This is a genomic window from Serratia sp. Tan611, from assembly GCF_905188235.1.
GTDB lineage: Bacteria > Pseudomonadota > Gammaproteobacteria > Enterobacterales > Enterobacteriaceae > Serratia_B > Serratia_B rhizosphaerae.
In genome coordinates this window covers 4,583,501-4,606,667 of the sequence record NZ_LR994655.1, presented here as the reverse complement: position 1 = coordinate 4,606,667, position 23,167 = coordinate 4,583,501, and the positions used below count along the sequence as shown (strand labels likewise).

Genomic DNA, 23,167 nt, shown 5'->3' with positions numbered 1-23,167 from the left:
TGACGACGCTATTGGAGGGGAACGATGTTGCAGCCGGCCAAGGTTTTGCTGCTGTATGCCCATCCGGAATCTCATGACTCGGTGGCTAACCGGGTTTTGCTCAGGCCGGCGCAGCAGATGGATAACGTCACCGTACATGATTTGTATGCGCACTACCCCGACTTCTTTATTGATATTCATCATGAGCAGCAGCTGCTGCGTGAACACCAGATCATTGTTTTCCAACACCCTTTATACACCTACAGTTGCCCGGCGTTGCTGAAGGAGTGGCTGGATCGGGTGCTGTCTCGCGGCTTCGCCAGCGGCGTGGGAGGCAACGCGCTGGCGGGTAAGTACTGGCGCTCGGTGATCACCACCGGTGAACCGGAAGGGGCGTATCGTCTGGGCGGTTACAACCGTTACCCGATCGAAGATATTTTACGTCCCTTCGAGCTGACCGCTGCGATGTGTCATATGCACTGGCTGACGCCGATCGTCGTTTACTGGGCGCGCCGGCAAAAGCCGGAGGTGCTGGCCAGCCATGCTGCCGCCTACGGTGAGTGGCTGCGTAACCCTTTGCCGCAACGGAGGCCCTGATCATGGAAGGTTCCGCATTACTGACTGCCGGGCTGCTGTTTCTGTTCGCCGCGGTGGTAACGGTGCCGATCGCCCGCCGTCTGGGGATTGGCGCGGTGCTGGGCTATCTGATTGCCGGTATCGCCATCGGCCCCTGGGGGCTGGGCTTTATCCGCGACGTCGACGAGATTCTGCACTTCTCTGAGCTGGGCGTGGTATTCCTGATGTTTATCATCGGTCTGGAACTGAACCCGTCCAAACTGTGGGCGCTGCGGCGCTCGATTTTCGGCGTGGGCGCCGGCCAGGTGGCGATCAGCGCCGCCATTTTGGGAGCGCTGCTGTACTTCAGCCACTTCGCCTGGCAGGCGGCGGTGATCGGCGGCATCGGCCTGGCGATGTCTTCAACGGCGATGGCGCTGCAGCTGATGCGTGAAAAGGGCATGAATCGCCATGAAGGCGGCCAGCTGGGGTTTTCGGTGCTGCTGTTCCAGGATATGGCGGTGATCCCGGCGCTGGCGCTGATCCCTATTCTGGCAGGCGGCAGCGGCAGCGACGACTGGGCCAGAATCGCTATCAAGGTGGCGGCGTTCGGCGGGATGCTGCTGGGCGGTCGTTACCTGCTGCGGCCGCTGTTCCGCTATATTGCGGCCTCCGGCGTGCGGGAAATCTTTACCGCCGCCGCCCTGCTGGTGGTGTTGGGGGCGGCGCTGTTCATGGATGCGCTGGGGCTGTCGATGGCGCTCGGCACCTTTATCGCCGGCGTGCTGCTGGCGGAAAGTGAATATCGCCATGAGCTGGAGATCGCCATCGAGCCGTTTAAAGGGCTGCTGCTGGGGCTGTTCTTTATTTCCGTCGGCATGGCGTTGAATATCGGCGTACTCTATACCCATCTGGTTGAGGTGATTGTCGGCGTGCTGCTGCTGGTGGCGGTGAAATACGGCGTGCTGTACGCGCTGGCGCGCATCTTTGGCCTGCGCCGTTCGGTGCGGCTGCAATTTTCCGGCGTGCTGAGCCAGGGCGGCGAATTTGCGTTCGTGCTGTTTTCGGCGGCGGCGACGCAAAAGGTGCTGCAGAGCGACCAGCTGGCGCTGCTGCTGGTGATCGTCACGCTGTCGATGATGACTACGCCGCTGCTGATGCAGGCTATCGACCGCATTTTGGCCCGCCGCTATAACGCCCGTGACGACGTTGAGGAGACGCCGTACGTCGAAGATGATGAACCGCAGGTGATTATCGCCGGATTCGGACGCTTTGGGCAGGTAATCGGCCGCTTGCTGATGGCCAATAAAATGCGGATTACCGTGCTGGAGCGTGATGTCAGCGCCGTTAGCATGCTGCGCCGCTATGGCTACAAAGTGTATTTCGGTGACGCCACCGAGCTGGAGCTGCTGCGCGCCGCCGGCGCGGAGAAGGCGAAATCGATCGTCATCGCCTGCAGCGATCCGGAAGATACCTTGGCGATTGTGCACCTTTGCCAGCAGCACTTTCCTAACCTGTCGATACTGGCACGCGCCCGTGGCCGCGTGGAGGCGCATGAGCTGCTGCAGGCCGGCGTGCAGTATTTCAGCCGCGAGACCTTCTCCAGCGCCCTGGAACTGGGGCGAAAAACGCTGATGACGCTGGGGATGCACCCGCATCAGGCGTTTCGCGCCCAGCAGCACTTCCGCCGGCTGGATATGCGTATGCTGCGCGAATTGATGCCGCCGCATCAGGGGGATGTGACGCAGATTTCCCGCATGAAAGAGGCGCGGCGCGAGCTGGAAGAGCTGTTCCACCGCGAGATGCAAAAAGAGAGCCGCCAGTTTGACGGCTGGGATGAATATGAATAAGTGGGAGCAATAAGCATGTCTGTAACACGTAAGCGTTTTATCGCCGGTGCGGTTTGCCCGAGCTGTAATGCGATGGATACGCTGGCCGTCTGGCGCGAAGATCAGGTTGAGGTGGTGGAGTGCGTGAAGTGCGGCCATCATCAGCGTCAGACGGAACAACAGGTGGAAAAACACGTGCGTCCGCAGGAGCAGGTGATCGGTATTTTCCATCCGGAATAGCGTTGTTTGCCGCGATTTTTTATGCTGAAGGGTACAGCGGAGTAGATTTCCGTTACAATCTACCCGTTAGAGTTGCTGTCGGCCCAGGCTGGCGCAGCTGAAAGTATCCAACGGTAGGAGATATCATGAAAGTAGCAAAAGACTCGGTAGTCAGCCTGGCTTACCAAGTACGTACAGAAGACGGTGTTTTGGTTGATGAGTCTCCGGTGAGTGCACCGCTGGACTATCTGCACGGGCATGGTTCTCTGATTGCAGGTCTGGAAAAAGCGCTCGAAGGCCATGCGGTGGGCGATCGTTTCGACGTTCACGTTGGCGCTAACGAAGCCTACGGCAACTATGATGAAAACCTGGTGCAGCGCGTACCAAAAGACGTTTTCATGGGCGTTGACGAACTGCAGGTTGGCATGCGTTTCCTGGCTGATACCGATCAGGGCCCGGTTCCGGTTGAAATTACCGAAGTGGACGGCGACCACGTGGTGGTTGACGGCAACCACATGCTGGCGGGCCAGAACCTGAACTTCAACGTTGAAGTGGTGGCTATCCGTGAAGCAACGCCGGAAGAACTGGCTCACGGCCACGTTCACGGTGAGCACGATCATCACCACGAGCACGGCGACGGCTGCTGCGGCGGTCACGACCATGGTCACGATCACGCTGAAGAGAAAAAAGGCGGCTGTGGCAACGGCGGTTGCGGCTGCCACTAAGCGCAGCACGCTGCAGGAAAAGGTCGCTTCGGCGGCCTTTTTTTATGCTCCTGCGGCGCAGCGGTTAATAGTGGGGAGGCGGCGTTTCTTCCGATTGCGAGGCGATCATGGAAGGCTGCGCGGCGCGCAGTTTATCGGTGAGCAGATGCAGGTGCTCACGCATTTTCAGCAGCTCCAACTGCTGTTGAACAACCGTCTGGTTCAATTCTTCGATGGTGACTTCCTGAAAAGCCTGACGGCTTTCCAACTCTTCCAGCCGTTGTAACAGGCTTTCATTGCCGGCGTTGTGCATGGCGTGACCTCTGACACTGTTAAATCTTGATTGCTGGCGTTATGGTAACAGCTGCAGCGCGTTTTGCGCTGTGCTATTTACCTGAGGCGGGGGGTAAAAGCGTACATGGCGGGGCGGCTTTATGCCATGGCGCCGCAGCGGGTCAAGAAAAGTCTGATTTATCATGCGGGTAAAAATGAGAGGAAACTTCTCTTTGAATACGAAGTCACACTTTGACTCGATTGGTTACCTGTGCGACTGTCTTGTTTTCTTGCAGCCCGCTATAGTAGCCCGGTTATCTTACTTAATGATTGTTTGGGGCACCGCTTCAGACACTGGAGAAATGGATGAAATCTTTGTTTAAAGTCACGCTTCTGGCAACCACCATGGCTTTTGCTTTGAATGCGACTCAGGCTATGGCCGCCGATGCGGCAAAACCTGCTGATGCCGCCGCGGCGCCAAGCACCGGCAAATTCAAGAACGATGACGAACAAGCGGCTTACGCGCTGGGCGCGTCCCTGGGCCGTTACATGGACAACTCTCTCAAAGAGCAAGAGAAACTGGGTATCAAACTGGATAAAGACCAGCTGATCGCCGGCGTTCAGGACGCTTTCGCCAACAAGAGCAAGCTGAATGACGCGGATATTGAGAAAACCCTGCAGGGCTTTGAAGCGCGCGTGAAGTCTTCCGCTCAGGCGAAGATGGAGCAGGACGCGAAAGAAAACGAAGAGAAAGGCGCGAAATACCGTGACACCTTCGCCAAAGAAAAAGGCGTGAAGAAAACGGAATCCGGCCTGCTGTATCAGGTAGAGAAACCAGGTACCGGCAATGCGCCAAAAGACAGCGACACCGTGGTGGTGAACTACAAGGGCACCCTGATCGACGGTAAAGAGTTTGATAACTCTTACACCCGCGGCGAGCCGCTGTCGTTCCGTCTGGACGGCGTTATCCCTGGCTGGACCGAAGGTCTGAAGCACATCAAGAAGGGCGGTAAAATCAAGCTGGTTATCCCACCGGCGCTGGCTTACGGTAAAACCGGCGTTCCTGGCATCCCGGCTAACTCCACCCTGGTGTTCGACGTTGAGCTGCTGGACGTGAAAGCCACGCCGAAAGCTGACGCCAAAGCAGAAAAACCTGCCGCTGCGGACGCTAAAGCGAAAGCTAAATAAGCGAATCCTGTGCGCCACCGCCGCGATGATGTCGCGGCGGTTTTCGTTTACTTCCCCGCCATCCTTGCCAATCTTGCCACAACTTTATCTTCCTCCTCGGCCTGATCACTTGACGCCTGCCGGGCATGAGCTTAACGTCAATACCACGCGAAAATGAAAGGGTTTGGTTTCGGTCGTGCCGACCGGGATCGGATTCAGACAATTATGTCATGCGTCTGCCCCTTAGGGCGTGTATCTAAAACTGTTTTCGATCAATACGAGCTGTTTTAGCTGCGCCCCCTGGCACAGACGATTTATGAGGGTGGTATCTTCGATGTCTAATTCGCTTTTATCCAGCGAAGCCGGCGAGCTTGATTTGCTCAATGAGCGTCCGTTTAACCAGACGGATTATGAAATCCTGAAATCTTATGAGGCGGTGGTCGATGGTCTGGCGATGCTGATCGGCTCGCACTGCGAGATCGTGCTGCACTCGCTGGAAGATTTGAAATGCTCTGCGGTGCGTATCGCCAACGGTGAGCATACCGGCCGGCAGATTGGTTCGCCGATTACTGATTTGGCGCTGCGTATGCTGCACGATATGGCTGGCGACGACAGCAGCGTGTCCAAGGCCTATTTCACCCGCGCCAAAAGCGGCGTGCTGATGAAATCCGTCACCATCGCCATTCGCAATCGCGAGCAGCGCGTGATCGGCCTGCTGTGCATCAATATGAACCTTGACGTGCCGTTCTCTCAGGTGATGCAAAGCTTTATGCCGCCGGAAACCCAGGAAATCGCCTCGTCGGTGAACTTCGCCTCGTCGGTGGACGATCTGGTGGCGCAGACGCTGGAGTTCACCATTGAAGAGGTGAACGCCGACCGCAACGTGTCAAACAACGTCAAAAACCGGCAGGTGGTATTGAACCTGTACGAGAAGGGGATTTTTGATATCAAGGACGCCATCAACCAGGTGGCTGACCGGCTGAATATCTCCAAACACACCGTGTATTTGTATATCCGCCAGTTTAAAAGCGGCGACCTGCTGGGTAATGAACGGTGATGCTGAATTACTGCCTGTTAGTCACCGGGCCTGCCTACGGTACGCAGCAGGCCAGCAGCGCCTATCAGTTCGCGCTGGCGCTGATTGAGGCCGGACACCGGCTGAACAGCGTGTTTTTCTACCGCGAAGGGGTGCTGAATGCCAACCGGCTGACGTCGCCGGCCAGTGATGAGTTCGATCTGGTGCGCGCCTGGGCCGAGCTGGCGCAGCAGCATAACGTCGTGCTGAACGTCTGCGTGGCGGCGGCGTTGCGCCGTGGCGTTACCGACGAACATGAGGCGCGTGAGCAGGGACTGGCGGCGGCGAATCTGCAGCCTGGCTTTACGCTCAGCGGGCTGGGCGCGCTGGCGGAAGCCGCGCTTGGCTGCGACCGCATGGTACAGTTTTAAGAGATGACGATGAAACGAGTGGCCTTTGTTTTTACCCAGGCCCCGCACGGTAGCGCCTCCGGGCGGGAAGGGCTTGATGCCTTGCTCGCCACGTCGGCGCTGAGCGAAGATCTGGGCGTGTTTTTTATCGGCGACGGCGTGCTGCAGCTGCTGCCGGGCCAGCAGCCGGAAACGGTGCTGGGGCGCAACTACATCGCAACGTTCGGCGTTTTGCCGTTGTATGACGTTGAGCAATGTTATCTGTGTGAGGCGTCGCTGCAGGCGCGCGGTCTGGCACAGGTGGAAAATTGGGTGCTGGAGGCCGAAGTGCTGGCGCCTGAAGCCCTGCGACAAAAACTGGCCGCCTTCGACGTGGTGATGACTTTTTAGGAATGTCCCGATGCTGTTTACCCTGAGCCGTTCCCCTGCGCAGTGCGATCTGCCGACGCTGCTGCGTCAGGCGTCGCCCGGCGATGCGCTGCTGCTGCTGCAGGACGGCGTGCTGGCCGCGCTGGCCGGCGCTCACCTTGATTTACTGCTTGCCGCCCCCATCTCTCTTTATGCGCTGCGCAATGACCTGGAGGCGCGGGGGCTGGGTGGTCATATTTCACACAAAGTCACCGTCATTGACTATAATCACTTCGTTGAATTAACCACAATGCATCGCAGCCAAATGGCGTGGTAATGACGACGATGCTGTATATTTCTTGACACCTCTTCGGGTCGGCAATAAAATTCTGCGTCCTCGTACTTTGCCAATAGTGCATACGAGGGGATTTATCACATGTTTACGAAGCTAGTACGAAGCAAAAACCAGGAGCTTTTTTAATGGCAACAATTAACCAGCTGGTTCGCAAACCACGCTCTGTGAAGGCTGCTAAAAGCAACGTTCCAGCGTTGGAAGCCTGCCCGCAAAAACGTGGCGTATGTACCCGCGTATATACCACCACACCTAAAAAACCAAACTCCGCACTGCGTAAAGTATGCCGTGTGCGTTTGACCAACGGTTTCGAAGTGACTTCCTACATCGGTGGTGAAGGTCACAACTTGCAGGAGCACTCCGTGATCCTGATCCGCGGCGGTCGTGTTAAAGACTTGCCAGGTGTGCGTTACCACACCGTTCGCGGCGCACTTGACTGCTCCGGTGTTAAAGACCGTAAGCAAGCTCGTTCCAAGTACGGCGTGAAGAAGCCAAAGGCTTAATGGTTCTCCGTTAAGTAAGGCCAAACGTTTTAACTTTAATGTCAAAATAAACTCGTAGAGTTTTGGACAATCCTGAATTAACAACGGAGTATTTCCATGCCACGTCGTCGCGTAATCGGCCAACGTAAAATTCTGCCAGATCCTAAGTTCGGATCTGAGCTGCTGGCCAAATTTGTAAATATCCTGATGGTAGACGGTAAAAAATCTACCGCAGAAGCAATCGTCTATACCGCGCTGGAGACCCTGGCTCAGCGTTCTGGTAAAGATCACCTGGAAGCTTTTGAAGTAGCTCTGGACAACGTTCGCCCGACTGTCGAAGTTAAGTCGCGCCGCGTTGGTGGTTCTACTTACCAAGTACCAGTTGAAGTTCGTCCGGTTCGTCGCAATGCTCTGGCAATGCGCTGGATCGTTGATGCTGCTCGTAAACGCGGTGATAAATCCATGGCTCTGCGCCTGGCGAATGAACTGTCTGACGCAGCAGAGAACAAAGGTTCTGCTGTTAAGAAGCGTGAAGACGTTCACCGCATGGCCGAAGCCAACAAGGCGTTCGCGCACTACCGCTGGTAATCACCACGCTGTAGTTATGCTAACCAAGCGGGCGCTTCAAGAGGCTCACCCGCTTGGGTTAACTGAACTTGAACGCCTAAGGCAATAGAGGAATCAAATGGCTCGTACAACACCTATTGCACGCTACCGCAACATCGGTATCAGTGCACACATCGACGCCGGTAAAACCACCACTACCGAACGTATCCTGTTCTACACCGGTGTAAACCATAAACTCGGTGAAGTTCATGACGGCGCTGCCACCATGGACTGGATGGAACAGGAGCAGGAGCGTGGTATTACCATCACTTCTGCAGCGACCACTGCTTTCTGGTCTGGTATGGCCAAGCAGTACGAACCGCACCGCGTAAACATCATCGATACCCCAGGGCACGTTGACTTCACCATCGAAGTAGAACGTTCCATGCGTGTGTTGGATGGCGCAGTGATGGTTTACTGTGCTGTTGGTGGTGTTCAGCCACAGTCTGAAACCGTATGGCGTCAGGCTAACAAATATAAAGTTCCACGTATCGCGTTCGTTAACAAAATGGACCGTATGGGTGCGAACTTCCTGAAAGTTGTTGACCAGATCAAAACTCGTCTGGGCGCAACTCCAGTTCCACTGCAGCTGGCTATCGGTGCTGAAGAAGCATTCACCGGCGTTGTTGACCTGGTGAAAATGAAAGCCATCAACTGGAGCGACGCTGACGCGGGCGTAACCTTCGAATACGAAGATATCCCTGCCGATATGGTCGAACTGGCTAACGAATGGCACCAGAACCTGATCGAATCCGCAGCTGAAGCATCTGAAGAGCTGATGGAAAAATACCTGGGCGGCGACGAGCTGACCGAGGAAGAGATCAAGTCTGCACTGCGTCAGCGCGTGCTGAACAACGAAATCATCCTGGTAACCTGTGGTTCTGCATTTAAGAACAAAGGTGTTCAGGCGATGCTGGATGCGGTGGTCGATTACCTGCCGTCTCCAATCGATGTTCCTGCGATCAACGGTATGCTGGACGACGGTAAAGATACCCCGGCTGAGCGTCACGCTGATGACAACGAGCCGTTTGCTGCTCTGGCGTTCAAAATCGCTACCGACCCGTTCGTGGGTAACCTGACATTCTTCCGCGTTTACTCCGGTGTGGTTAACTCCGGCGATACCGTGCTGAACTCCGTGAAAGCTGCACGTGAGCGTTTCGGCCGTATCGTACAGATGCACTCCAACAAACGTGAAGAGATCAAAGAAGTTCGCGCGGGCGACATCGCCGCGGCTATCGGTCTGAAAGACGTAACTACTGGTGATACCCTGTGTGATCCAGATGCGCCGATCATTCTGGAGCGTATGGAATTCCCTGAGCCGGTAATCTCCATCGCCGTTGAACCGAAAACCAAGTCTGACCAGGAAAAAATGGGTCTGGCTCTGGGCCGTCTGGCTAAAGAAGACCCGTCATTCCGCGTATGGACTGATGAAGAATCTAACCAGACCATCATCGCTGGTATGGGCGAGCTGCACCTCGACATCATCGTTGACCGTATGAAGCGTGAGTTCAACGTTGAAGCGAACGTCGGTAAACCACAGGTTGCTTATCGTGAAGCGATTCGCGCCAAAGTTACCGATATCGAAGGTAAGCACGCCAAGCAGTCTGGTGGTCGTGGTCAGTACGGTCACGTTGTGTTCGACATGTACCCGCTGGAGCCGGGCTCTAACCCGAAAGGTTACGAGTTCATCAACGACATCAAAGGTGGTGTAATTCCGACCGAATACATCCCTGCCGTTGATAAAGGCATCCAGGAGCAGCTGAAAGCTGGTCCGCTGGCTGGTTACCCAGTAGTAGATCTCGGCGTGCGTCTGCACTTCGGTTCTTACCACGACGTTGACTCCTCTGAACTGGCGTTTAAACTGGCCGCTTCCATTGCCTTTAAAGATGGCTTTAAGAAAGCAAGCCCAGTTCTGCTTGAGCCTATCATGAAGGTTGAAGTGGAAACGCCTGAAGAGAACACTGGTGACGTCATCGGTGACCTGAGCCGTCGTCGTGGTATGCTGCGCGGTCAGGAATCTGAAGCAACTGGCGTTAAGATCCACGCTGAAGTACCGCTGTCCGAAATGTTCGGATATGCAACTCAGCTGCGTTCTCTGACCAAAGGTCGTGCATCATACAGCATGGAATTCCTGAAGTATGATGATGCGCCGAACAACGTTGCTCAGGCCGTTATTGAAGCCCGTGGTAAATAAGCCTTAGGGTTAAAACCAAAGTCCCGTGCTCTCTCCTGATGGGGGAGAGCGCTATAGTAAGGAATATAGCCGTGTCTAAAGAAAAATTTGAACGTACAAAACCGCACGTTAACGTTGGTACTATCGGCCACGTTGACCACGGTAAAACTACCCTGACTGCTGCAATCACTACCGTACTGTCTAAAACCTACGGCGGTGCTGCTCGCGCTTTCGACCAGATCGATAACGCGCCAGAAGAAAAAGCTCGTGGTATCACCATCAACACTTCTCACGTTGAGTATGACACCCCGACTCGTCACTACGCGCACGTTGACTGCCCAGGGCACGCCGACTACGTGAAAAACATGATCACCGGTGCAGCGCAGATGGACGGCGCAATCCTGGTAGTAGCAGCGACTGACGGCCCAATGCCTCAGACCCGTGAGCACATCCTGCTGGGTCGCCAGGTAGGCGTACCTTACATCATCGTATTCATGAACAAATGCGACATGGTAGATGATGAAGAGCTGCTGGAACTGGTAGAGATGGAAGTTCGCGAACTGCTGTCTGCTTACGATTTCCCTGGCGACGACCTGCCGGTAATCCGTGGTTCCGCGCTGAAAGCGCTGGAAGGCGAAGCCGAGTGGGAAGCGAAGATTGTTGAGCTGGCAGAAGCGCTGGACAGCTACATCCCAGAGCCAGAGCGTGCTGTAGACAAGCCGTTCCTGCTGCCAATCGAAGACGTCTTCTCCATCTCCGGTCGTGGTACCGTTGTTACCGGTCGTGTAGAGCGCGGTATCATCAAAGTAGGTGAAGAAGTTGAAATCGTTGGTATCAAAGACACCGTTAAGTCTACCTGTACTGGCGTAGAAATGTTCCGCAAACTGCTGGACGAAGGCCGTGCTGGTGAGAACGTAGGTGTTCTGCTGCGTGGTATCAAGCGTGAAGAAATCGAACGTGGTCAGGTACTGGCGAAGCCAGGTTCAATCAAGCCACACACCCAGTTCGAATCTGAAGTGTACATTCTGTCCAAAGACGAAGGCGGCCGTCATACTCCGTTCTTCAAAGGCTACCGTCCACAGTTCTACTTCCGTACAACTGACGTGACCGGTACCATCGAACTGCCAGAAGGCGTAGAGATGGTAATGCCAGGCGACAACGTGAACATGGTAGTAACCCTGATTCACCCAATCGCGATGGACGACGGTCTGCGTTTCGCAATCCGTGAAGGCGGCCGTACCGTAGGCGCGGGTGTTGTTGCTAAAGTTATCGCTTAATCGCTGATAATTTATCAACACAATAAAGAGGGCACTTCGGTGCCCTTTTTTTATACAATTTGTGCAAATCTTAATTGAAATAAAAAGCATTCTTATTTAGACTTACTCAAAGGTTAAGAAGTGAGTCTCCTATGTACGTATGTCTGTGTAATGCCGTGACTGACAAAGCGATTCGTAAAGCGGTACGTCAGCACAACCCCCATACCATGAAGCAGCTGCGAGACCTTGTGCCGATTGGTAGTGATTGCGGGAAATGCATTCGTCAGGCACGCCAGATTATGGTGGAGGAACGCGCAGCCATTATTCATATGCATGAAGTTGCCTAACAGAAGGTAAGGTCATTTTTTGACTCTTGACGCACAGGTTCTACACTTTTAGAACTGGTCAGGAGGAATACCTTATGAAAGGCGATAAAAAGATCATTGCGCATCTCAATAAACTGCTCGGCAACGAGTTGGTTGCCATCAATCAATACTTCCTACACGCCCGCATGTTCAAGAATTGGGGTTTAATGCGCCTCAATGACAAGGAATATCACGAGTCCATCGATGAAATGAAGCACGCCGATCGCTATATCGAGCGTATTCTGTTTCTGGAAGGCATCCCGAATTTACAAGATCTCGGCAAGCTCAATATCGGCGAAGATATTGAGGAGATGCTGCGATCGGACTTGGCCTTGGAACTGGATGGCGCCAAGAATTTGCGTGAGGGTATCGCTTACGCCGACTCCATCCATGACTACGTCAGTCGCGATCTGATGATCGAGATTTTGGCGGATGAAGAAGAACATATCGACTGGCTGGAAACCGAGCTGGACCTTATCCAGCGTCTGGGCATTCAGAATTACGCGCAGGCTCAGGTGCTGGAGCGTAAAGACTGACGTGATTCACCGCTTCTTACTGAACCGCCGGCAGCCTGGTTGCCGGCAGGGCAGGGGAGTCCTCGCCACGTTGTTTCCGCTTATATCAATCCCTGCCTCATGATATGAAAGCGCCGATATTCTGCGCATATTTTCATCTGCGTCTTGCTTTAGCGCCCATTTTGCGTATAATGCGCGGGCTTACCTAATCTTGGTAGCCTGATTTTAGCGAATCAGTCGATCGGCAGCCTTTTGTGCCTTTCGAACAATACTCCCGATATGGGAGTTATATGTTGACGATTACACTCCCCCATCAATCGAAATGGGTGTGAGGAGTAATTATTTACGTTTATAAAATAATTGGAGCTCTGGTCTCATGCAGAACCAAAGAATCCGTATCCGCCTGAAAGCGTTTGATCATCGTCTGATCGATCAATCAACCGCGGAAATCGTCGAGACTGCTAAGCGCACTGGTGCGCAAGTCCGTGGTCCGATCCCGCTGCCGACCCGCAAAGAGCGTTTTACCGTTCTGATCTCTCCGCACGTCAACAAAGATGCGCGCGATCAGTACGAAATCCGTACTCACAAGCGTCTGGTTGACATCGTTGAGCCAACCGAGAAAACCGTTGATGCTCTGATGCGTCTGGATCTGGCTGCCGGTGTAGACGTGCAGATCAGCCTGGGTTAATCAGGTCATTGAGCGATTGAGAGGTTGAAACAATGATTGGTTTAGTCGGTAAAAAAGTGGGCATGACTCGCATCTTCACTGAAGAAGGCGTTTCCATCCCAGTAACCGTAATCGAAATTGAAGCGAACCGCGTAACTCAGGTTAAGAGCCTGGATAACGACGGATACAGTGCCATTCAGGTCACCACCGGTAGCAAAAAAGCGAACCGTGTGACCAAGCCTGAAGCTGGCCATTTCGCTAAAGCTGGCGTTGAAGCTGGCCGTGGTCTGTGGGAATTCCGCCTGGAAGAAGGTCAGGAATACACTGCAGGTCAGGAAATTAGCGTAGAAATCTTCGCTGATGTTAAAAAAGTTGACGTAACCGGTACTTCTAAAGGTAAAGGTTTTGCTGGCACTGTTAAGCGCTGGAACTTCCGTACCCAAGACGCTACCCACGGCAACTCCTTGTCTCACCGCGTTCCGGGTTCTATCGGTCAGAACCAGACTCCGGGCAAAGTGTTCAAAGGCAAGAAAATGGCAGGCCACCTGGGTGACGAACGCGTAACCGTTCAGAGCCTGGACGTAGTACGTGTTGACGCTGAGCGCAACCTGCTGCTGGTAAAAGGTGCTGTTCCGGGTGCAACCGGTGGCAACCTGATCGTTAAACCAGCTGTGAAGGCGTAAGGGGATAGCAATGGAATTAGTATTGAAAGACGCGCAAAGCGCGCTGACTGTTTCCGAAACTACCTTCGGTCGTGATTTCAACGAAGCGCTGGTACACCAGGTTGTTGTTGCTTATGCAGCAGGTGCCCGTCAAGGTACCCGTGCTCAGAAGACCCGTGCTGAAGTGACCGGTTCCGGTAAGAAACCGTGGCGCCAGAAAGGTACTGGCCGTGCGCGTTCAGGTTCTGTTAAGAGCCCGATCTGGCGTTCCGGTGGTGTGACCTTCGCTGCGAAGCCACAAGACCACAGTCAGAAAGTTAACAAAAAGATGTACCGCGGCGCGCTGAAAAGCATCCTGTCCGAACTGGTACGTCAAGATCGTCTGATCGTTGTCGAAAAGTTCTCTGTTGAAGCGCCTAAAACTAAGCTGCTGGCACAGAAACTGAAAGATATGGCCCTGGAAGACGTGCTGATTGTAACCGGCGAAGTCGATGAAAATCTGTTCCTGGCTGCTCGTAACCTGTACAAGGTTGACGTGCGCGATGTAGCAGGTATCGATCCAGTTAGCCTGATCGCCTTCGACAAAGTGGTTATGACTGCTGATGCTGTGAAGCAAGTTGAGGAGATGCTGGCATGATCCGTGAAGAACGTTTGCTGAAAGTGCTGCGTGCACCGCACGTATCTGAGAAAGCATCTGCAGCGATGGAAAAATCAAACACCATCGTACTCAAAGTTGCCAAAGACGCGACCAAAGCAGAAATCAAAGCTGCAGTGCAGAAACTGTTTGAAGTCGAAGTCAAAGACGTGAGCACCCTGGTAGTTAAAGGGAAAGTGAAGCGTCACGGTCAGCGTATCGGTCGTCGTAGCGACTGGAAAAAAGCTTACGTCACCCTGAAAGAAGGCCAGAATCTGGACTTCATCAGCGGCGCAGAGTAAGTCGGAGGAGTAAGAACAATGGCAATTGTTAAATGTAAACCTACATCTCCGGGTCGTCGCCACGTTGTTAAAGTGGTTAACCCTGAGCTGCACAAGGGTAAACCTTATGCCCCGCTGCTGGAAAAACTGAGCAAAAGCGGTGGTCGTAACAACAATGGCCGTATCACCACCCGTCATATCGGTGGTGGCCACAAGCAACACTATCGTCTGGTTGACTTCAAACGCAACAAAGACGGCGTGTCTGCAGTGGTTGAGCGTCTGGAGTACGATCCGAACCGTTCCGCGAACATCGCGCTGGTTCTGTACAAAGACGGCGAACGCCGTTACATCCTGGCGCCGAAAGGCCTGAAAGCTGGTGACCAGATCCAATCTGGTGTTGATGCTGCGATCAAAGTGGGCAACGCCCTGCCAATGCGCAACATCCCAGTTGGTTCAACGGTTCACAACGTAGAAATGAAACCAGGTAAAGGCGGCCAGATGGCGCGTTCTGCCGGTGCCTACGTTCAGATCGTTGCTCGTGATGGTTCCTACGTAACTCTGCGTCTGCGCTCTGGCGAAATGCGTAAAGTTCCTGCAGATTGCCGCGCCACCCTGGGTGAAGTCGGTAACTCAGAACACATGCTGCGCGTCCTGGGTAAAGCAGGTGCTGCACGTTGGCGTGGTGTTCGTCCTACCGTTCGCGGTACGGCGATGAACCCGGTAGATCACCCGCACGGTGGTGGTGAAGGTCGTAACTTTGGTAAGCACCCGGTTTCCCCGTGGGGCGTTCAGACCAAAGGTAAGAAGACCCGTAGCAACAAGCGTACTGATAAGTTCATCGTACGTCGCCGTAGCAAAAAATAATTAGAGGATAAGCCATGCCACGTTCTCTCAAGAAAGGTCCTTTTATTGACCTGCACTTGCTGAAGAAGGTAGAGAAAGCGGTGGAAAGCGGTGACAAGAAGCCTTTGCGCACTTGGTCCCGTCGTTCAACGATCTTTCCTAACATGATCGGTTTGACCATCGCTGTCCATAATGGTCGTCAGCACGTACCAGTATTCGTTTCCGATGAAATGGTCGGTCACAAACTGGGTGAATTCGCGCCGACTCGTACTTATCGCGGCCATGCGGCTGATAAAAAAGCTAAAAAGCGCTAAGGTAGGAGGAAGAGATGGAAACTATCGCTAAACATCGCCACGCTCGTTCTTCTGCTCAGAAGGTTCGCCTTGTTGCTGACCTGATCCGCGGTAAGAAAGTGTCGCAAGCTCTGGAAACTTTGACCTACACCAACAAGAAAGCTGCTGGTCTGGTTAAAAAAGTACTGGAGTCTGCCATTGCTAACGCAGAACACAACGATGGCGCTGACATCGATGATCTGAAAGTTACGAAAATCTTCGTAGATGAAGGCCCAAGCATGAAGCGCATTATGCCGCGTGCGAAAGGTCGTGCAGATCGCATCCTGAAGCGCACCAGCCACATTACTGTGGTTGTGTCCGATCGCTGAGACTCTGGAGACTAGCAATGGGTCAGAAAGTACATCCTAATGGTATTCGCCTGGGTATTGTCAAACCTTGGAACTCTACCTGGTATGCGAATACCAAAGAATTCGCTGACAACCTGGACAGCGACTTTAAAGTTCGCCAATTCCTGACTAAGGAACTGGCTAAAGCGTCCGTATCTCGTATCGTTATCGAGCGTCCGGCTAAAAGCATTCGTGTAACCATTCACACTGCTCGCCCGGGTATCGTTATCGGTAAGAAAGGTGAAGACGTAGAAAAACTGCGCAAGGTCGTAGCGGACATCGCTGGCGTTCCTGCACAGATCAACATCGCCGAAGTCCGTAAACCGGAACTGGACGCTAAATTGGTTGCTGACAGCATCACTTCTCAGCTGGAACGTCGCGTGATGTTCCGTCGTGCTATGAAGCGTGCTGTACAGAACGCAATGCGTCTGGGCGCTAAAGGCATCAAAGTTGAAGTAAGCGGCCGTCTTGGCGGTGCTGAAATCGCACGTACCGAATGGTACCGCGAAGGTCGTGTTCCATTGCACACTCTGCGTGCGGACATCGACTACAACACGTCCGAAGCGCACACCACTTACGGTGTAATTGGCGTTAAGGTATGGATCTTCAAAGGTGAGATCCTGGGTGGTATGGCTGCAGTTGAACAACCGGAACCGGCTGCTCAACCTAAAAAGCAGCAGCGTAAAGGCCGCAAGTAAGGAGAGTCGCTGATGTTACAACCAAAGCGTACAAAATTCCGTAAGGTGCACAAGGGCCGCAACCGTGGTCTGGCGCAAGGTACGGATGTTAGCTTCGGCACTTTCGGTCTGAAAGCTGTTGGCCGTGGCCGTCTGACTGCTCGTCAAATCGAAGCAGCACGTCGTGCAATGACTCGTGCAGTTAAGCGTCAAGGTAAAATCTGGATCCGTGTATTCCCGGACAAACCAATTACCGAGAAGCCGCTGGAAGTCCGTATGGGTAAAGGTAAGGGTAACGTAGAGTACTGGGTTGCTCTGATCCAACCTGGTAAAGTCCTGTACGAGATGGACGGTGTGCCTGAAGAGCTGGCCCGTGAGGCATTCAAGCTGGCAGCAGCGAAACTGCCGATCAAAACCACCTTTGTAACCAAGACGGTGATGTAATGAAAGCACAAGAGCTGCGTGAAAAAAGCGTTGAAGAGCTGAACACTGAGCTGCTCAACCTGCTGCGTGAGCAATTCAACTTGCGCATGCAAGCGGCGAGTGGCCAGCTGCAACAAACTCACCTGTTGAAACAAGTGCGTCGTGATGTCGCACGCGTTAAGACTTTACTGACTGAGAAGGCGGGTGCGTAATGACCGATAAAATCCGTACTCTGCAGGGTCGTGTTGTTAGCGATAAAATGGAGAAATCCATCGTTGTTGCTATCGAACGTTTCGTGAAGCACCCAATCTACGGGAAATTCATCAAGCGTACGACTAAATTGCACGTACATGACGAGAACAACGAATGTGGCGCTGGCGACGTGGTAGAAATCCGCGAATGCCGCCCACTGTCTAAGACTAAGTCCTGGACGTTGGTTCGCGTTGTAGAGAAAGCGATTCTGTAATAGAGTAGCTGGCTCTCACTTGATAAACGGCTCAGAAAATGAGCCGTTTATTTTTTCTACCCATCCTAAGGAAGCGGTGTTATAATGCTGCGCCCTCAGTTATGGGGCTTTTCAACGACCTAAATTTCTTAGGTCTTTAAAGTAGTAGTTGACATTAGCGGAGCACTAAAATGATCCAAGAACAGACTATGCTGAACGTCGCCGATAACTCCGGTGCTCGTCGCGTAATGTGTATCAAGGTTCTAGGTGGCTCGCACCGTCGCTACGCAGGCGTCGGCGATATCATCAAGATTACCATCAAGGAAGCAATTCCACGTGGTAAGGTGAAGAAAGGCGATGTGCTGAAGGCGGTAGTGGTGCGCACCAAGAAGGGTGTACGTCGCCCGGACGGTTCTGTCATTCGCTTCGATGGAAATGCATGCGTTATTTTGAACAATAACAGCGAGCAACCTATCGGTACGCGTATTTTTGGGCCGGTAACTCGTGAACTGCGTAATGAGAAGTTCATGAAAATTATCTCTCTGGCACCAGAAGTACTCTAAGGAGCGAACCATGGCAGCGAAAATCCGTCGTGATGACGAAGTTATCGTGCTTACCGGGAAAGACAAAGGTAAACGCGGTAAAGTAAAAAATGTCCTGTCTGCTGGTAAGGTCATTGTTGAAGGTATCAACCTGGTTAAGAAACACCAGAAGCCGGTTCCGGCTCTGAACCAACCAGGCGGCATCGTTGAAAAAGAAGCTGCAATTCAGGTTTCTAACGTTGCTATCTTCAACGCGGCAACCGGTAAGGCTGACCGTGTAGGCTTTAGATTCGAAGACGGCAAAAAAGTCCGTTTCTTCAAGTCTAACAGCGAAACTATCAAGTAATTTGGAGTAATACGATGGCGAAACTGCATGATTACTACAAAGACGAGGTAGTTAAACAACTGATGTCTCAGTTTAACTACAATTCTGTCATGCAAGTCCCTCGGGTCGAGAAGATCACCCTGAACATGGGTGTTGGTGAAGCGATCGCTGACAAGAAACTGCTGGACAACGCAGCAGCTGACCTGACAGCAATCTCCGGCCAAAAGCCGTTGATCACCAAAGCTCGCAAATCTGTTGCAGGCTTCAAAATCCGTCAGGGCTATCCAATCGGCTGCAAAGTAACTCTGCGTGGCGAACGCATGTGGGAGTTCTTTGAGCGTCTGATTTCCATTGCTGTTCCACGTATCCGTGACTTCCGTGGCCTGTCCGCCAAGTCATTCGATGGCCGTGGCAACTACAGCATGGGTGTGCGTGAGCAAATCATCTTCCCAGAGATCGACTACGATAAAGTCGATCGCGTACGTGGTCTGGATATTACCATCACCACGACTGCGAACTCTGATGATGAAGGCCGCGCACTGTTGGCTGCTTTTAACTTCCCGTTCCGCAAGTAAGGCAGGGTTGACTTATGGCTAAGCAATCAATGAAAGCACGCGAAGTAAAGCGCGTGAAATTAGCTGACAAGTTCTTTGCTAAACGCGCTGAACTGAAAGCTATCATCTCTGATGTGAACGCGTCCGATGAAGATCGTTGGAACGCTGTTCTCAAGCTGCAAACTCTGCCGCGTGATTCCAGCCCGTCTCGTCAGCGTAACCGCTGCCGCCAAACTGGCCGTCCACATGGTTATGTGGGCAAATTCGGGTTGAGCCGTATTAAGCTGCGTGAAGCCGCCATGCGCGGTGAAGTACCAGGCTTGAAAAAGGCTAGCTGGTAATTGTCACCAATTGAATCACGGGAGTAAAGACAGATGAGCATGCAAGATCCGATCGCGGATATGCTGACCCGTATCCGTAACGGTCAAGCCGCGAACAAAGTTGCGGTCACCATGCCTTCCTCCAAGCTGAAAGTGGCAATTGCCAACGTGCTGAAGGAAGAAGGTTTTATTGAAGATTTCAAAATCGAAGGCGACGCCAAGCCTGTTCTGGAACTGGTACTGAAGTACTTCCAGGGCAAAGCTGTGGTAGAAAGCATTCAGCGTATCAGCCGTCCAGGTCTGCGCATCTATAAGAAAAAAGATGAGCTGCCAAAAGTTATGGCCGGTTTGGGTATCGCTGTCGTTTCTACCTCTAAAGGTGTTATGACCGATCGTGCAGCTCGCCAGGCTGGTCTGGGTGGCGAGATTATCTGCTACGTAGCTTAATTCGGGAGGAAAGAATGTCTCGTGTTGCAAAAGCACCCGTCGTCATTCCTGCCGGCGTAGAGGTAAAACTCAACGGTCAGGTTATTTCGATTAAGGGTAAAAACGGCGAGCTGACTCGTACAGTCCACGATGCCGTTATCGTTAAGCAAGAAGAAAACGCACTGACTTTCGCTCCGCGCGAAGGTTTTGCGAACGCTTGGGCCCAGGCGGGCACCACGCGCGCTCTGCTGAACGCAATGGTTATCGGTGTTACCGAAGGCTTCACCAAGAAGCTTCAACTGGTAGGTGTTGGTTATCGCGCAGCGGTTAAAGGCAATGTTATTAACCTGTCATTAGGTTTCTCACATCCGGTTGACCATCAGCTGCCAGCAGGTATTACTGCTGAATGCCCAAGCCAAACTGAAATCGTGCTGAAAGGCGCTGATAAGCAGGTAATTGGCCAGGTTGCTGCAGAGCTGCGTGCCTACCGTCGTCCTGAGCCTTACAAAGGCAAGGGTGTCCGTTACGCCGACGAAGTCGTGCGTACCAAAGAGGCTAAGAAGAAGTAAGGTAACACTATGGATAAGAAATCTGCTCGTATCCGTCGTGCGACCCGCGCACGCCGCAAGCTCAAAGAACTGGGTGCAACTCGCCTGGTGGTACATCGTACCCCGCGTCACATTTACGCACAGGTCATTGCATCAAACGGTTCTGAAGTTCTGGTAGCCGCTTCTACTGTAGAAAAAGCTATCACTGAGCAACTGAAGTATTCCGGTAACAAAGACGCAGCAGCAGCAGTAGGTAAAGCTATCGCTGAGCGCGCGTTGGAAAAAGGCATCAAAGATGTTTCCTTTGACCGTTCCGGTTTCCAATATCATGGTCGAGTCCAGGCACTGGCAGATGCTGCCCGTGAAGCTGGCCTTCAGTTCTAAGGAAGAGGTTTAAGATGGCTCACATCGAAAAACAAGCTGGCGAACTGCAGGAAAAGCTGATCGCGGTAAACCGCGTATCTAAAACCGTAAAAGGTGGCCGTATTTTCAGCTTTACCGCACTGACTGTCGTTGGTGATGGTAACGGTCGCGTTGGTTTTGGCTACGGCAAAGCACGCGAAGTTCCGGCAGCGATCCAGAAAGCGATGGAAAAAGCCCGTCGCAACATGATGAATGTCGCGCTGAACAGCGGCACCCTGCAGCACCCTGTTAAAGGTGTTCACACGGGTTCTCGTGTGTTCATGCAGCCGGCTTCAGAAGGTACCGGTATCATCGCCGGTGGTGCAATGCGCGCCGTTCTGGAAGTCGCAGGGGTACACAACGTATTGGCTAAAGCTTATGGTTCCACCAACCCGATCAACGTGGTTCGTGCAACTATTGATGCTCTGGCAAATATGAAGTCTCCTGAAATGGTCGCTGCCAAGCGTGGTAAATCCGTTGCAGACATTCTGGGGTAATTGACCATGGCTAAGACTATTAAAGTTACACAAATTCGCAGCGCCATTGGCCGTCTGCCGAAGCATAAAGCTACTCTGCTGGGCTTGGGTCTGCGTCGTATTGGTCACACCGTAGAGCGCGAGGATACTCCTGCTGTACGCGGTATGATCAACCTGGTTTCCTACATGGTTAAAGTTGAGGAGTAACAGATGCGTTTAAATACTCTGTCTCCGGCTGAAGGTGCCAAGCATGCGCCGAAGCGTGTAGGTCGTGGTATTGGTTCTGGCCTGGGTAAAACCGGCGGCCGTGGTCACAAAGGTCAGAAGTCTCGTTCTGGCGGTGGCGTACGTCGTGGTTTCGAAGGTGGTCAGATGCCTCTGTACCGTCGTTTGCCGAAATTCGGCTTCACTTCACGCAAAGCGATGATCACGGCAGAAGTACGTCTGTCTGAACTGGCTCTGATTGAAGGCGATGTCATCGACCTGAACACGCTGAAAGCCGCTAACGTTGTTGGTACCCAGATCGAATTCGTGAAAGTTATGCTTTCTGGCGAAATCGCTCGTCCGGTTACCCTGCGTGGTCTGCGTGTCACCAAAGGCGCTCGTGCTGCTATCGAGGCTGCTGGCGGTAAAATTGAGGAATAAGTGAGCTGATGGCTAAGCAACCAGGATTAGATTTTCAAAGTGCTAAAGGTGGGCTCGGCGAGCTGAAGCGCAGACTTTTGTTTGTTATCGGCGCGCTGATTGTCTTCCGTATCGGCTCTTTCATTCCGATTCCTGGTATCGATGCCACTGTGCTTGCCAAATTGCTCGAACAGCAGAGAGGCACTATCATTGAAATGTTTAACATGTTCTCTGGTGGTGCCCTCAGCCGTGCTTCTATCTTTGCGCTGGGGATCATGCCGTATATTTCGGCGTCGATCATTATCCAGCTGTTGACGGTGGTTCATCCGGCGTTGGCAGAAATAAAGAAAGAAGGGGAGGCTGGCCGTCGCAAGATTAGCCAGTATACCCGCTACGGCACGCTGGTATTGGCCATATTCCAGTCGATCGGTATTGCTACCGGTCTACCGAATATGCCTGGTATGCAAGGCCTGGTGATTAATCCAGGCTTTGCGTTCTACTTTACTGCGGTTGTGAGCCTGGTGACCGGGACGATGTTCCTGATGTGGCTGGGTGAGCAGATTACTGAACGCGGTATCGGCAACGGTATCTCGATCATTATCTTCGCGGGTATTGTAGCGGGCTTACCGCCGGCAATTGGTCATACTATCGAGCAAGCCCGGCAAGGCGACCTGCACTTCCTCCTGTTGCTGCTGGTTGCAGTATTGGTGTTTGCAGTGACCTTCTTTGTCGTTTTCATGGAGCGTGGTCAACGTCGTATCGTCGTTAACTATGCGAAGCGTCAACAGGGTCGTCGCGTTTATGCAGCACAGAGTACACACTTACCGTTGAAAGTGAACATGGCGGGTGTTATCCCGGCGATCTTCGCTTCCAGCATTATCCTGTTCCCGGCCACGATTGCATCCTGGTTCGGGGGTGGTACCGGTTGGAACTGGCTGACAACAATTTCGATGTATTTGCAGCCTGGACAGCCGCTTTATGTGTTACTCTATGCGTCTGCAATCATCTTCTTCTGTTTCTTCTACACGGCGTTGGTTTTCAACCCGCGTGAAACAGCAGATAACCTGAAGAAGTCCGGTGCCTTCGTACCAGGAATTCGTCCGGGAGAGCAAACGGCGAAGTACATCGATAAAGTAATGACGCGTTTAACCCTGGTGGGCGCGATGTACATTACTTTCATCTGCCTGATCCCGGAGTTCATGCGTGATGCAATGAAAGTACCATTCTACTTTGGTGGTACCTCGCTACTGATCGTGGTTGTCGTCATCATGGACTTTATGGCTCAAGTGCAAACTCTGATGATGTCAAGTCAGTACGAGTCTGCATTGAAGAAAGCAAACCTGAAAGGCTATAACCGCTAGTCGGGTTTTGTTTGAGAAGTTACGGAGAGT

The 23,167-nt window shown here is 52.9% G+C and carries 38 protein-coding genes; 37 read left to right on the top strand and 1 reads right to left on the bottom strand.

Going from position 1 to position 23,167, the window contains the following annotated elements:
- The first annotated feature begins 24 nt into the window (after positions 1 to 24).
- The 4 genes from kefG (at position 25) to slyD (ending at position 3,307) form a co-directional block, all read left to right on the top strand.
- Positions 25 to 576, top strand: a complete 552-nt coding sequence (gene kefG / locus TAN611_RS21790) for a glutathione-regulated potassium-efflux system ancillary protein KefG (RefSeq protein ID WP_105232892.1) — start codon at positions 25 to 27, stop codon at positions 574 to 576.
- A gap of 2 nt (positions 577 to 578) precedes the next feature.
- The gene (gene kefB / locus TAN611_RS21785; protein ID WP_105232891.1) at positions 579 to 2,384 is read left to right on the top strand and encodes a glutathione-regulated potassium-efflux system protein KefB; all 1,806 of its coding nucleotides are present in this window, start codon (positions 579 to 581) and stop codon (positions 2,382 to 2,384) included.
- A gap of 15 nt (positions 2,385 to 2,399) precedes the next feature.
- Complete coding sequence (locus TAN611_RS21780) at positions 2,400 to 2,603, top strand: YheV family putative zinc ribbon protein (RefSeq protein ID WP_105232890.1); 204 nt, start codon at positions 2,400 to 2,402, stop codon at positions 2,601 to 2,603.
- Between the two features lie 125 nt (positions 2,604 to 2,728).
- Complete coding sequence (slyD, locus tag TAN611_RS21775; protein WP_105232889.1) at positions 2,729 to 3,307, top strand: peptidylprolyl isomerase; 579 nt, start codon at positions 2,729 to 2,731, stop codon at positions 3,305 to 3,307.
- Positions 3,308 to 3,371: 64 nt separating this feature from the next.
- On the opposite strand, the gene TAN611_RS21770 is transcribed toward slyD, so the two are convergent.
- Positions 3,372 to 3,599, bottom strand: coding sequence for a SlyX family protein (locus TAN611_RS21770; RefSeq protein WP_015962158.1), 228 nt, complete (start codon positions 3,597 to 3,599; stop codon positions 3,372 to 3,374).
- A 326-nt stretch (positions 3,600 to 3,925) separates the two neighbouring features.
- Here TAN611_RS21770 and fkpA point away from each other — a divergent pair, with 326 nt between their 5' ends.
- The 33 genes from fkpA (at position 3,926) to secY (ending at position 23,137) form a co-directional block, all read left to right on the top strand.
- Entirely contained in the window at positions 3,926 to 4,747 is an 822-nt protein-coding gene (fkpA, locus tag TAN611_RS21765) for an FKBP-type peptidyl-prolyl cis-trans isomerase (RefSeq protein ID WP_015962157.1), read from the top strand.
- Positions 4,748 to 5,060: 313 nt separating this feature from the next.
- Positions 5,061 to 5,783 carry a transcriptional regulator gene (locus tag TAN611_RS21760; RefSeq protein ID WP_172606322.1) on the top strand — a complete coding sequence of 241 codons (723 nt, stop codon included), beginning with the start codon at positions 5,061 to 5,063 and terminating at the stop codon, positions 5,781 to 5,783.
- Positions 5,783 to 6,172 carry a sulfurtransferase complex subunit TusD gene (gene tusD, locus TAN611_RS21755; protein WP_105232888.1) on the top strand — a complete coding sequence of 130 codons (390 nt, stop codon included), beginning with the start codon at positions 5,783 to 5,785 and terminating at the stop codon, positions 6,170 to 6,172. The genes TAN611_RS21760 and tusD overlap by 1 nt, the downstream gene beginning before the upstream one ends.
- A 3-nt stretch (positions 6,173 to 6,175) precedes the next feature.
- A complete protein-coding gene (gene tusC / locus TAN611_RS21750; RefSeq protein ID WP_172606321.1) occupies positions 6,176 to 6,541 on the top strand; it encodes a sulfurtransferase complex subunit TusC in 366 nt (121 codons plus the stop codon).
- 10 nt (positions 6,542 to 6,551) lie between these two features.
- Positions 6,552 to 6,836, top strand: coding sequence for a sulfurtransferase complex subunit TusB (gene tusB, locus TAN611_RS21745; RefSeq protein WP_105232886.1), 285 nt, complete (start codon positions 6,552 to 6,554; stop codon positions 6,834 to 6,836).
- Between the two features lie 143 nt (positions 6,837 to 6,979).
- Positions 6,980 to 7,354 (top strand): 30S ribosomal protein S12, encoded by a 375-nt coding sequence (gene rpsL, locus TAN611_RS21740; RefSeq protein WP_004930426.1) that lies wholly within the window; start codon positions 6,980 to 6,982, stop codon positions 7,352 to 7,354.
- 96 nt (positions 7,355 to 7,450) lie between these two features.
- Positions 7,451 to 7,921, top strand: a complete 471-nt coding sequence (gene rpsG, locus TAN611_RS21735; RefSeq protein WP_004956203.1) for a 30S ribosomal protein S7 — start codon at positions 7,451 to 7,453, stop codon at positions 7,919 to 7,921.
- Between the two features lie 97 nt (positions 7,922 to 8,018).
- A complete protein-coding gene (gene fusA / locus TAN611_RS21730) occupies positions 8,019 to 10,133 on the top strand; it encodes an elongation factor G (RefSeq protein ID WP_105232885.1) in 2,115 nt (704 codons plus the stop codon).
- A gap of 71 nt (positions 10,134 to 10,204) precedes the next feature.
- Positions 10,205 to 11,389 carry an elongation factor Tu gene (tuf, locus tag TAN611_RS21725; protein ID WP_105229426.1) on the top strand — a complete coding sequence of 395 codons (1,185 nt, stop codon included), beginning with the start codon at positions 10,205 to 10,207 and terminating at the stop codon, positions 11,387 to 11,389.
- A 131-nt stretch (positions 11,390 to 11,520) separates the two neighbouring features.
- Complete coding sequence (gene bfd, locus TAN611_RS21720; RefSeq protein ID WP_015962151.1) at positions 11,521 to 11,715, top strand: bacterioferritin-associated ferredoxin; 195 nt, start codon at positions 11,521 to 11,523, stop codon at positions 11,713 to 11,715.
- A 74-nt stretch (positions 11,716 to 11,789) separates the two neighbouring features.
- Positions 11,790 to 12,269: a bacterioferritin gene (gene bfr, locus TAN611_RS21715; RefSeq protein WP_105232884.1), complete on the top strand. Its 480-nt coding sequence runs from the start codon at positions 11,790 to 11,792 to the stop codon at positions 12,267 to 12,269.
- A gap of 355 nt (positions 12,270 to 12,624) precedes the next feature.
- The gene (gene rpsJ / locus TAN611_RS21710; RefSeq protein WP_001181005.1) at positions 12,625 to 12,936 is read left to right on the top strand and encodes a 30S ribosomal protein S10; all 312 of its coding nucleotides are present in this window, start codon (positions 12,625 to 12,627) and stop codon (positions 12,934 to 12,936) included.
- Positions 12,937 to 12,968: 32 nt separating this feature from the next.
- Positions 12,969 to 13,598 carry a 50S ribosomal protein L3 gene (rplC, locus tag TAN611_RS21705; RefSeq protein WP_015962149.1) on the top strand — a complete coding sequence of 210 codons (630 nt, stop codon included), beginning with the start codon at positions 12,969 to 12,971 and terminating at the stop codon, positions 13,596 to 13,598.
- A 10-nt stretch (positions 13,599 to 13,608) separates the two neighbouring features.
- Positions 13,609 to 14,214, top strand: coding sequence for a 50S ribosomal protein L4 (rplD, locus tag TAN611_RS21700; RefSeq protein ID WP_004956192.1), 606 nt, complete (start codon positions 13,609 to 13,611; stop codon positions 14,212 to 14,214).
- Positions 14,211 to 14,513 carry a 50S ribosomal protein L23 gene (rplW, locus tag TAN611_RS21695; RefSeq protein WP_015962148.1) on the top strand — a complete coding sequence of 101 codons (303 nt, stop codon included), beginning with the start codon at positions 14,211 to 14,213 and terminating at the stop codon, positions 14,511 to 14,513. The genes rplD and rplW overlap by 4 nt, the downstream gene beginning before the upstream one ends.
- An 18-nt stretch (positions 14,514 to 14,531) precedes the next feature.
- The gene (gene rplB, locus TAN611_RS21690) at positions 14,532 to 15,356 is read left to right on the top strand and encodes a 50S ribosomal protein L2 (RefSeq protein WP_015962147.1); all 825 of its coding nucleotides are present in this window, start codon (positions 14,532 to 14,534) and stop codon (positions 15,354 to 15,356) included.
- A 14-nt stretch (positions 15,357 to 15,370) separates the two neighbouring features.
- Positions 15,371 to 15,649: a 30S ribosomal protein S19 gene (gene rpsS, locus TAN611_RS21685; RefSeq protein ID WP_004929772.1), complete on the top strand. Its 279-nt coding sequence runs from the start codon at positions 15,371 to 15,373 to the stop codon at positions 15,647 to 15,649.
- A 14-nt stretch (positions 15,650 to 15,663) separates the two neighbouring features.
- Positions 15,664 to 15,996, top strand: coding sequence for a 50S ribosomal protein L22 (gene rplV / locus TAN611_RS21680; protein ID WP_002223844.1), 333 nt, complete (start codon positions 15,664 to 15,666; stop codon positions 15,994 to 15,996).
- A 17-nt stretch (positions 15,997 to 16,013) separates the two neighbouring features.
- The gene (gene rpsC / locus TAN611_RS21675) at positions 16,014 to 16,712 is read left to right on the top strand and encodes a 30S ribosomal protein S3 (RefSeq protein ID WP_004956187.1); all 699 of its coding nucleotides are present in this window, start codon (positions 16,014 to 16,016) and stop codon (positions 16,710 to 16,712) included.
- A gap of 12 nt (positions 16,713 to 16,724) precedes the next feature.
- Positions 16,725 to 17,135 carry a 50S ribosomal protein L16 gene (rplP, locus tag TAN611_RS21670; protein WP_002438716.1) on the top strand — a complete coding sequence of 137 codons (411 nt, stop codon included), beginning with the start codon at positions 16,725 to 16,727 and terminating at the stop codon, positions 17,133 to 17,135.
- On the top strand, positions 17,135 to 17,326 hold the full coding sequence (rpmC, locus tag TAN611_RS21665) for a 50S ribosomal protein L29 (RefSeq protein ID WP_015962144.1): 192 nt from the start codon (positions 17,135 to 17,137) through the stop codon (positions 17,324 to 17,326). The genes rplP and rpmC overlap by 1 nt, the downstream gene beginning before the upstream one ends.
- On the top strand, positions 17,326 to 17,580 hold the full coding sequence (gene rpsQ, locus TAN611_RS21660) for a 30S ribosomal protein S17 (protein ID WP_015962143.1): 255 nt from the start codon (positions 17,326 to 17,328) through the stop codon (positions 17,578 to 17,580). Before rpmC ends, rpsQ begins: the two co-directional genes overlap by 1 nt.
- Before the next feature lie 170 nt (positions 17,581 to 17,750).
- Positions 17,751 to 18,122 (top strand): 50S ribosomal protein L14, encoded by a 372-nt coding sequence (gene rplN, locus TAN611_RS21655; RefSeq protein ID WP_000613954.1) that lies wholly within the window; start codon positions 17,751 to 17,753, stop codon positions 18,120 to 18,122.
- 10 nt (positions 18,123 to 18,132) lie between these two features.
- Positions 18,133 to 18,447: a 50S ribosomal protein L24 gene (gene rplX / locus TAN611_RS21650; RefSeq protein WP_015962142.1), complete on the top strand. Its 315-nt coding sequence runs from the start codon at positions 18,133 to 18,135 to the stop codon at positions 18,445 to 18,447.
- 14 nt (positions 18,448 to 18,461) lie between these two features.
- Positions 18,462 to 19,001, top strand: a complete 540-nt coding sequence (rplE, locus tag TAN611_RS21645) for a 50S ribosomal protein L5 (protein ID WP_105232883.1) — start codon at positions 18,462 to 18,464, stop codon at positions 18,999 to 19,001.
- A gap of 14 nt (positions 19,002 to 19,015) precedes the next feature.
- A complete protein-coding gene (rpsN, locus tag TAN611_RS21640; RefSeq protein WP_004956173.1) occupies positions 19,016 to 19,321 on the top strand; it encodes a 30S ribosomal protein S14 in 306 nt (101 codons plus the stop codon).
- 33 nt (positions 19,322 to 19,354) lie between these two features.
- The gene (gene rpsH / locus TAN611_RS21635; protein WP_004929753.1) at positions 19,355 to 19,747 is read left to right on the top strand and encodes a 30S ribosomal protein S8; all 393 of its coding nucleotides are present in this window, start codon (positions 19,355 to 19,357) and stop codon (positions 19,745 to 19,747) included.
- Between the two features lie 14 nt (positions 19,748 to 19,761).
- Complete coding sequence (gene rplF, locus TAN611_RS21630; protein WP_105232882.1) at positions 19,762 to 20,295, top strand: 50S ribosomal protein L6; 534 nt, start codon at positions 19,762 to 19,764, stop codon at positions 20,293 to 20,295.
- A 9-nt stretch (positions 20,296 to 20,304) separates the two neighbouring features.
- On the top strand, positions 20,305 to 20,658 hold the full coding sequence (rplR, locus tag TAN611_RS21625) for a 50S ribosomal protein L18 (protein ID WP_095846806.1): 354 nt from the start codon (positions 20,305 to 20,307) through the stop codon (positions 20,656 to 20,658).
- 14 nt (positions 20,659 to 20,672) lie between these two features.
- The gene (rpsE, locus tag TAN611_RS21620; RefSeq protein ID WP_015962139.1) at positions 20,673 to 21,173 is read left to right on the top strand and encodes a 30S ribosomal protein S5; all 501 of its coding nucleotides are present in this window, start codon (positions 20,673 to 20,675) and stop codon (positions 21,171 to 21,173) included.
- Positions 21,174 to 21,179: 6 nt separating this feature from the next.
- Positions 21,180 to 21,359: a 50S ribosomal protein L30 gene (gene rpmD, locus TAN611_RS21615; RefSeq protein WP_105232881.1), complete on the top strand. Its 180-nt coding sequence runs from the start codon at positions 21,180 to 21,182 to the stop codon at positions 21,357 to 21,359.
- Positions 21,360 to 21,362: 3 nt separating this feature from the next.
- Entirely contained in the window at positions 21,363 to 21,797 is a 435-nt protein-coding gene (gene rplO, locus TAN611_RS21610; protein ID WP_015962138.1) for a 50S ribosomal protein L15, read from the top strand.
- A gap of 8 nt (positions 21,798 to 21,805) precedes the next feature.
- Entirely contained in the window at positions 21,806 to 23,137 is a 1,332-nt protein-coding gene (gene secY / locus TAN611_RS21605; RefSeq protein ID WP_015962137.1) for a preprotein translocase subunit SecY, read from the top strand.
- Positions 23,138 to 23,167: the final 30 nt, after the last annotated feature.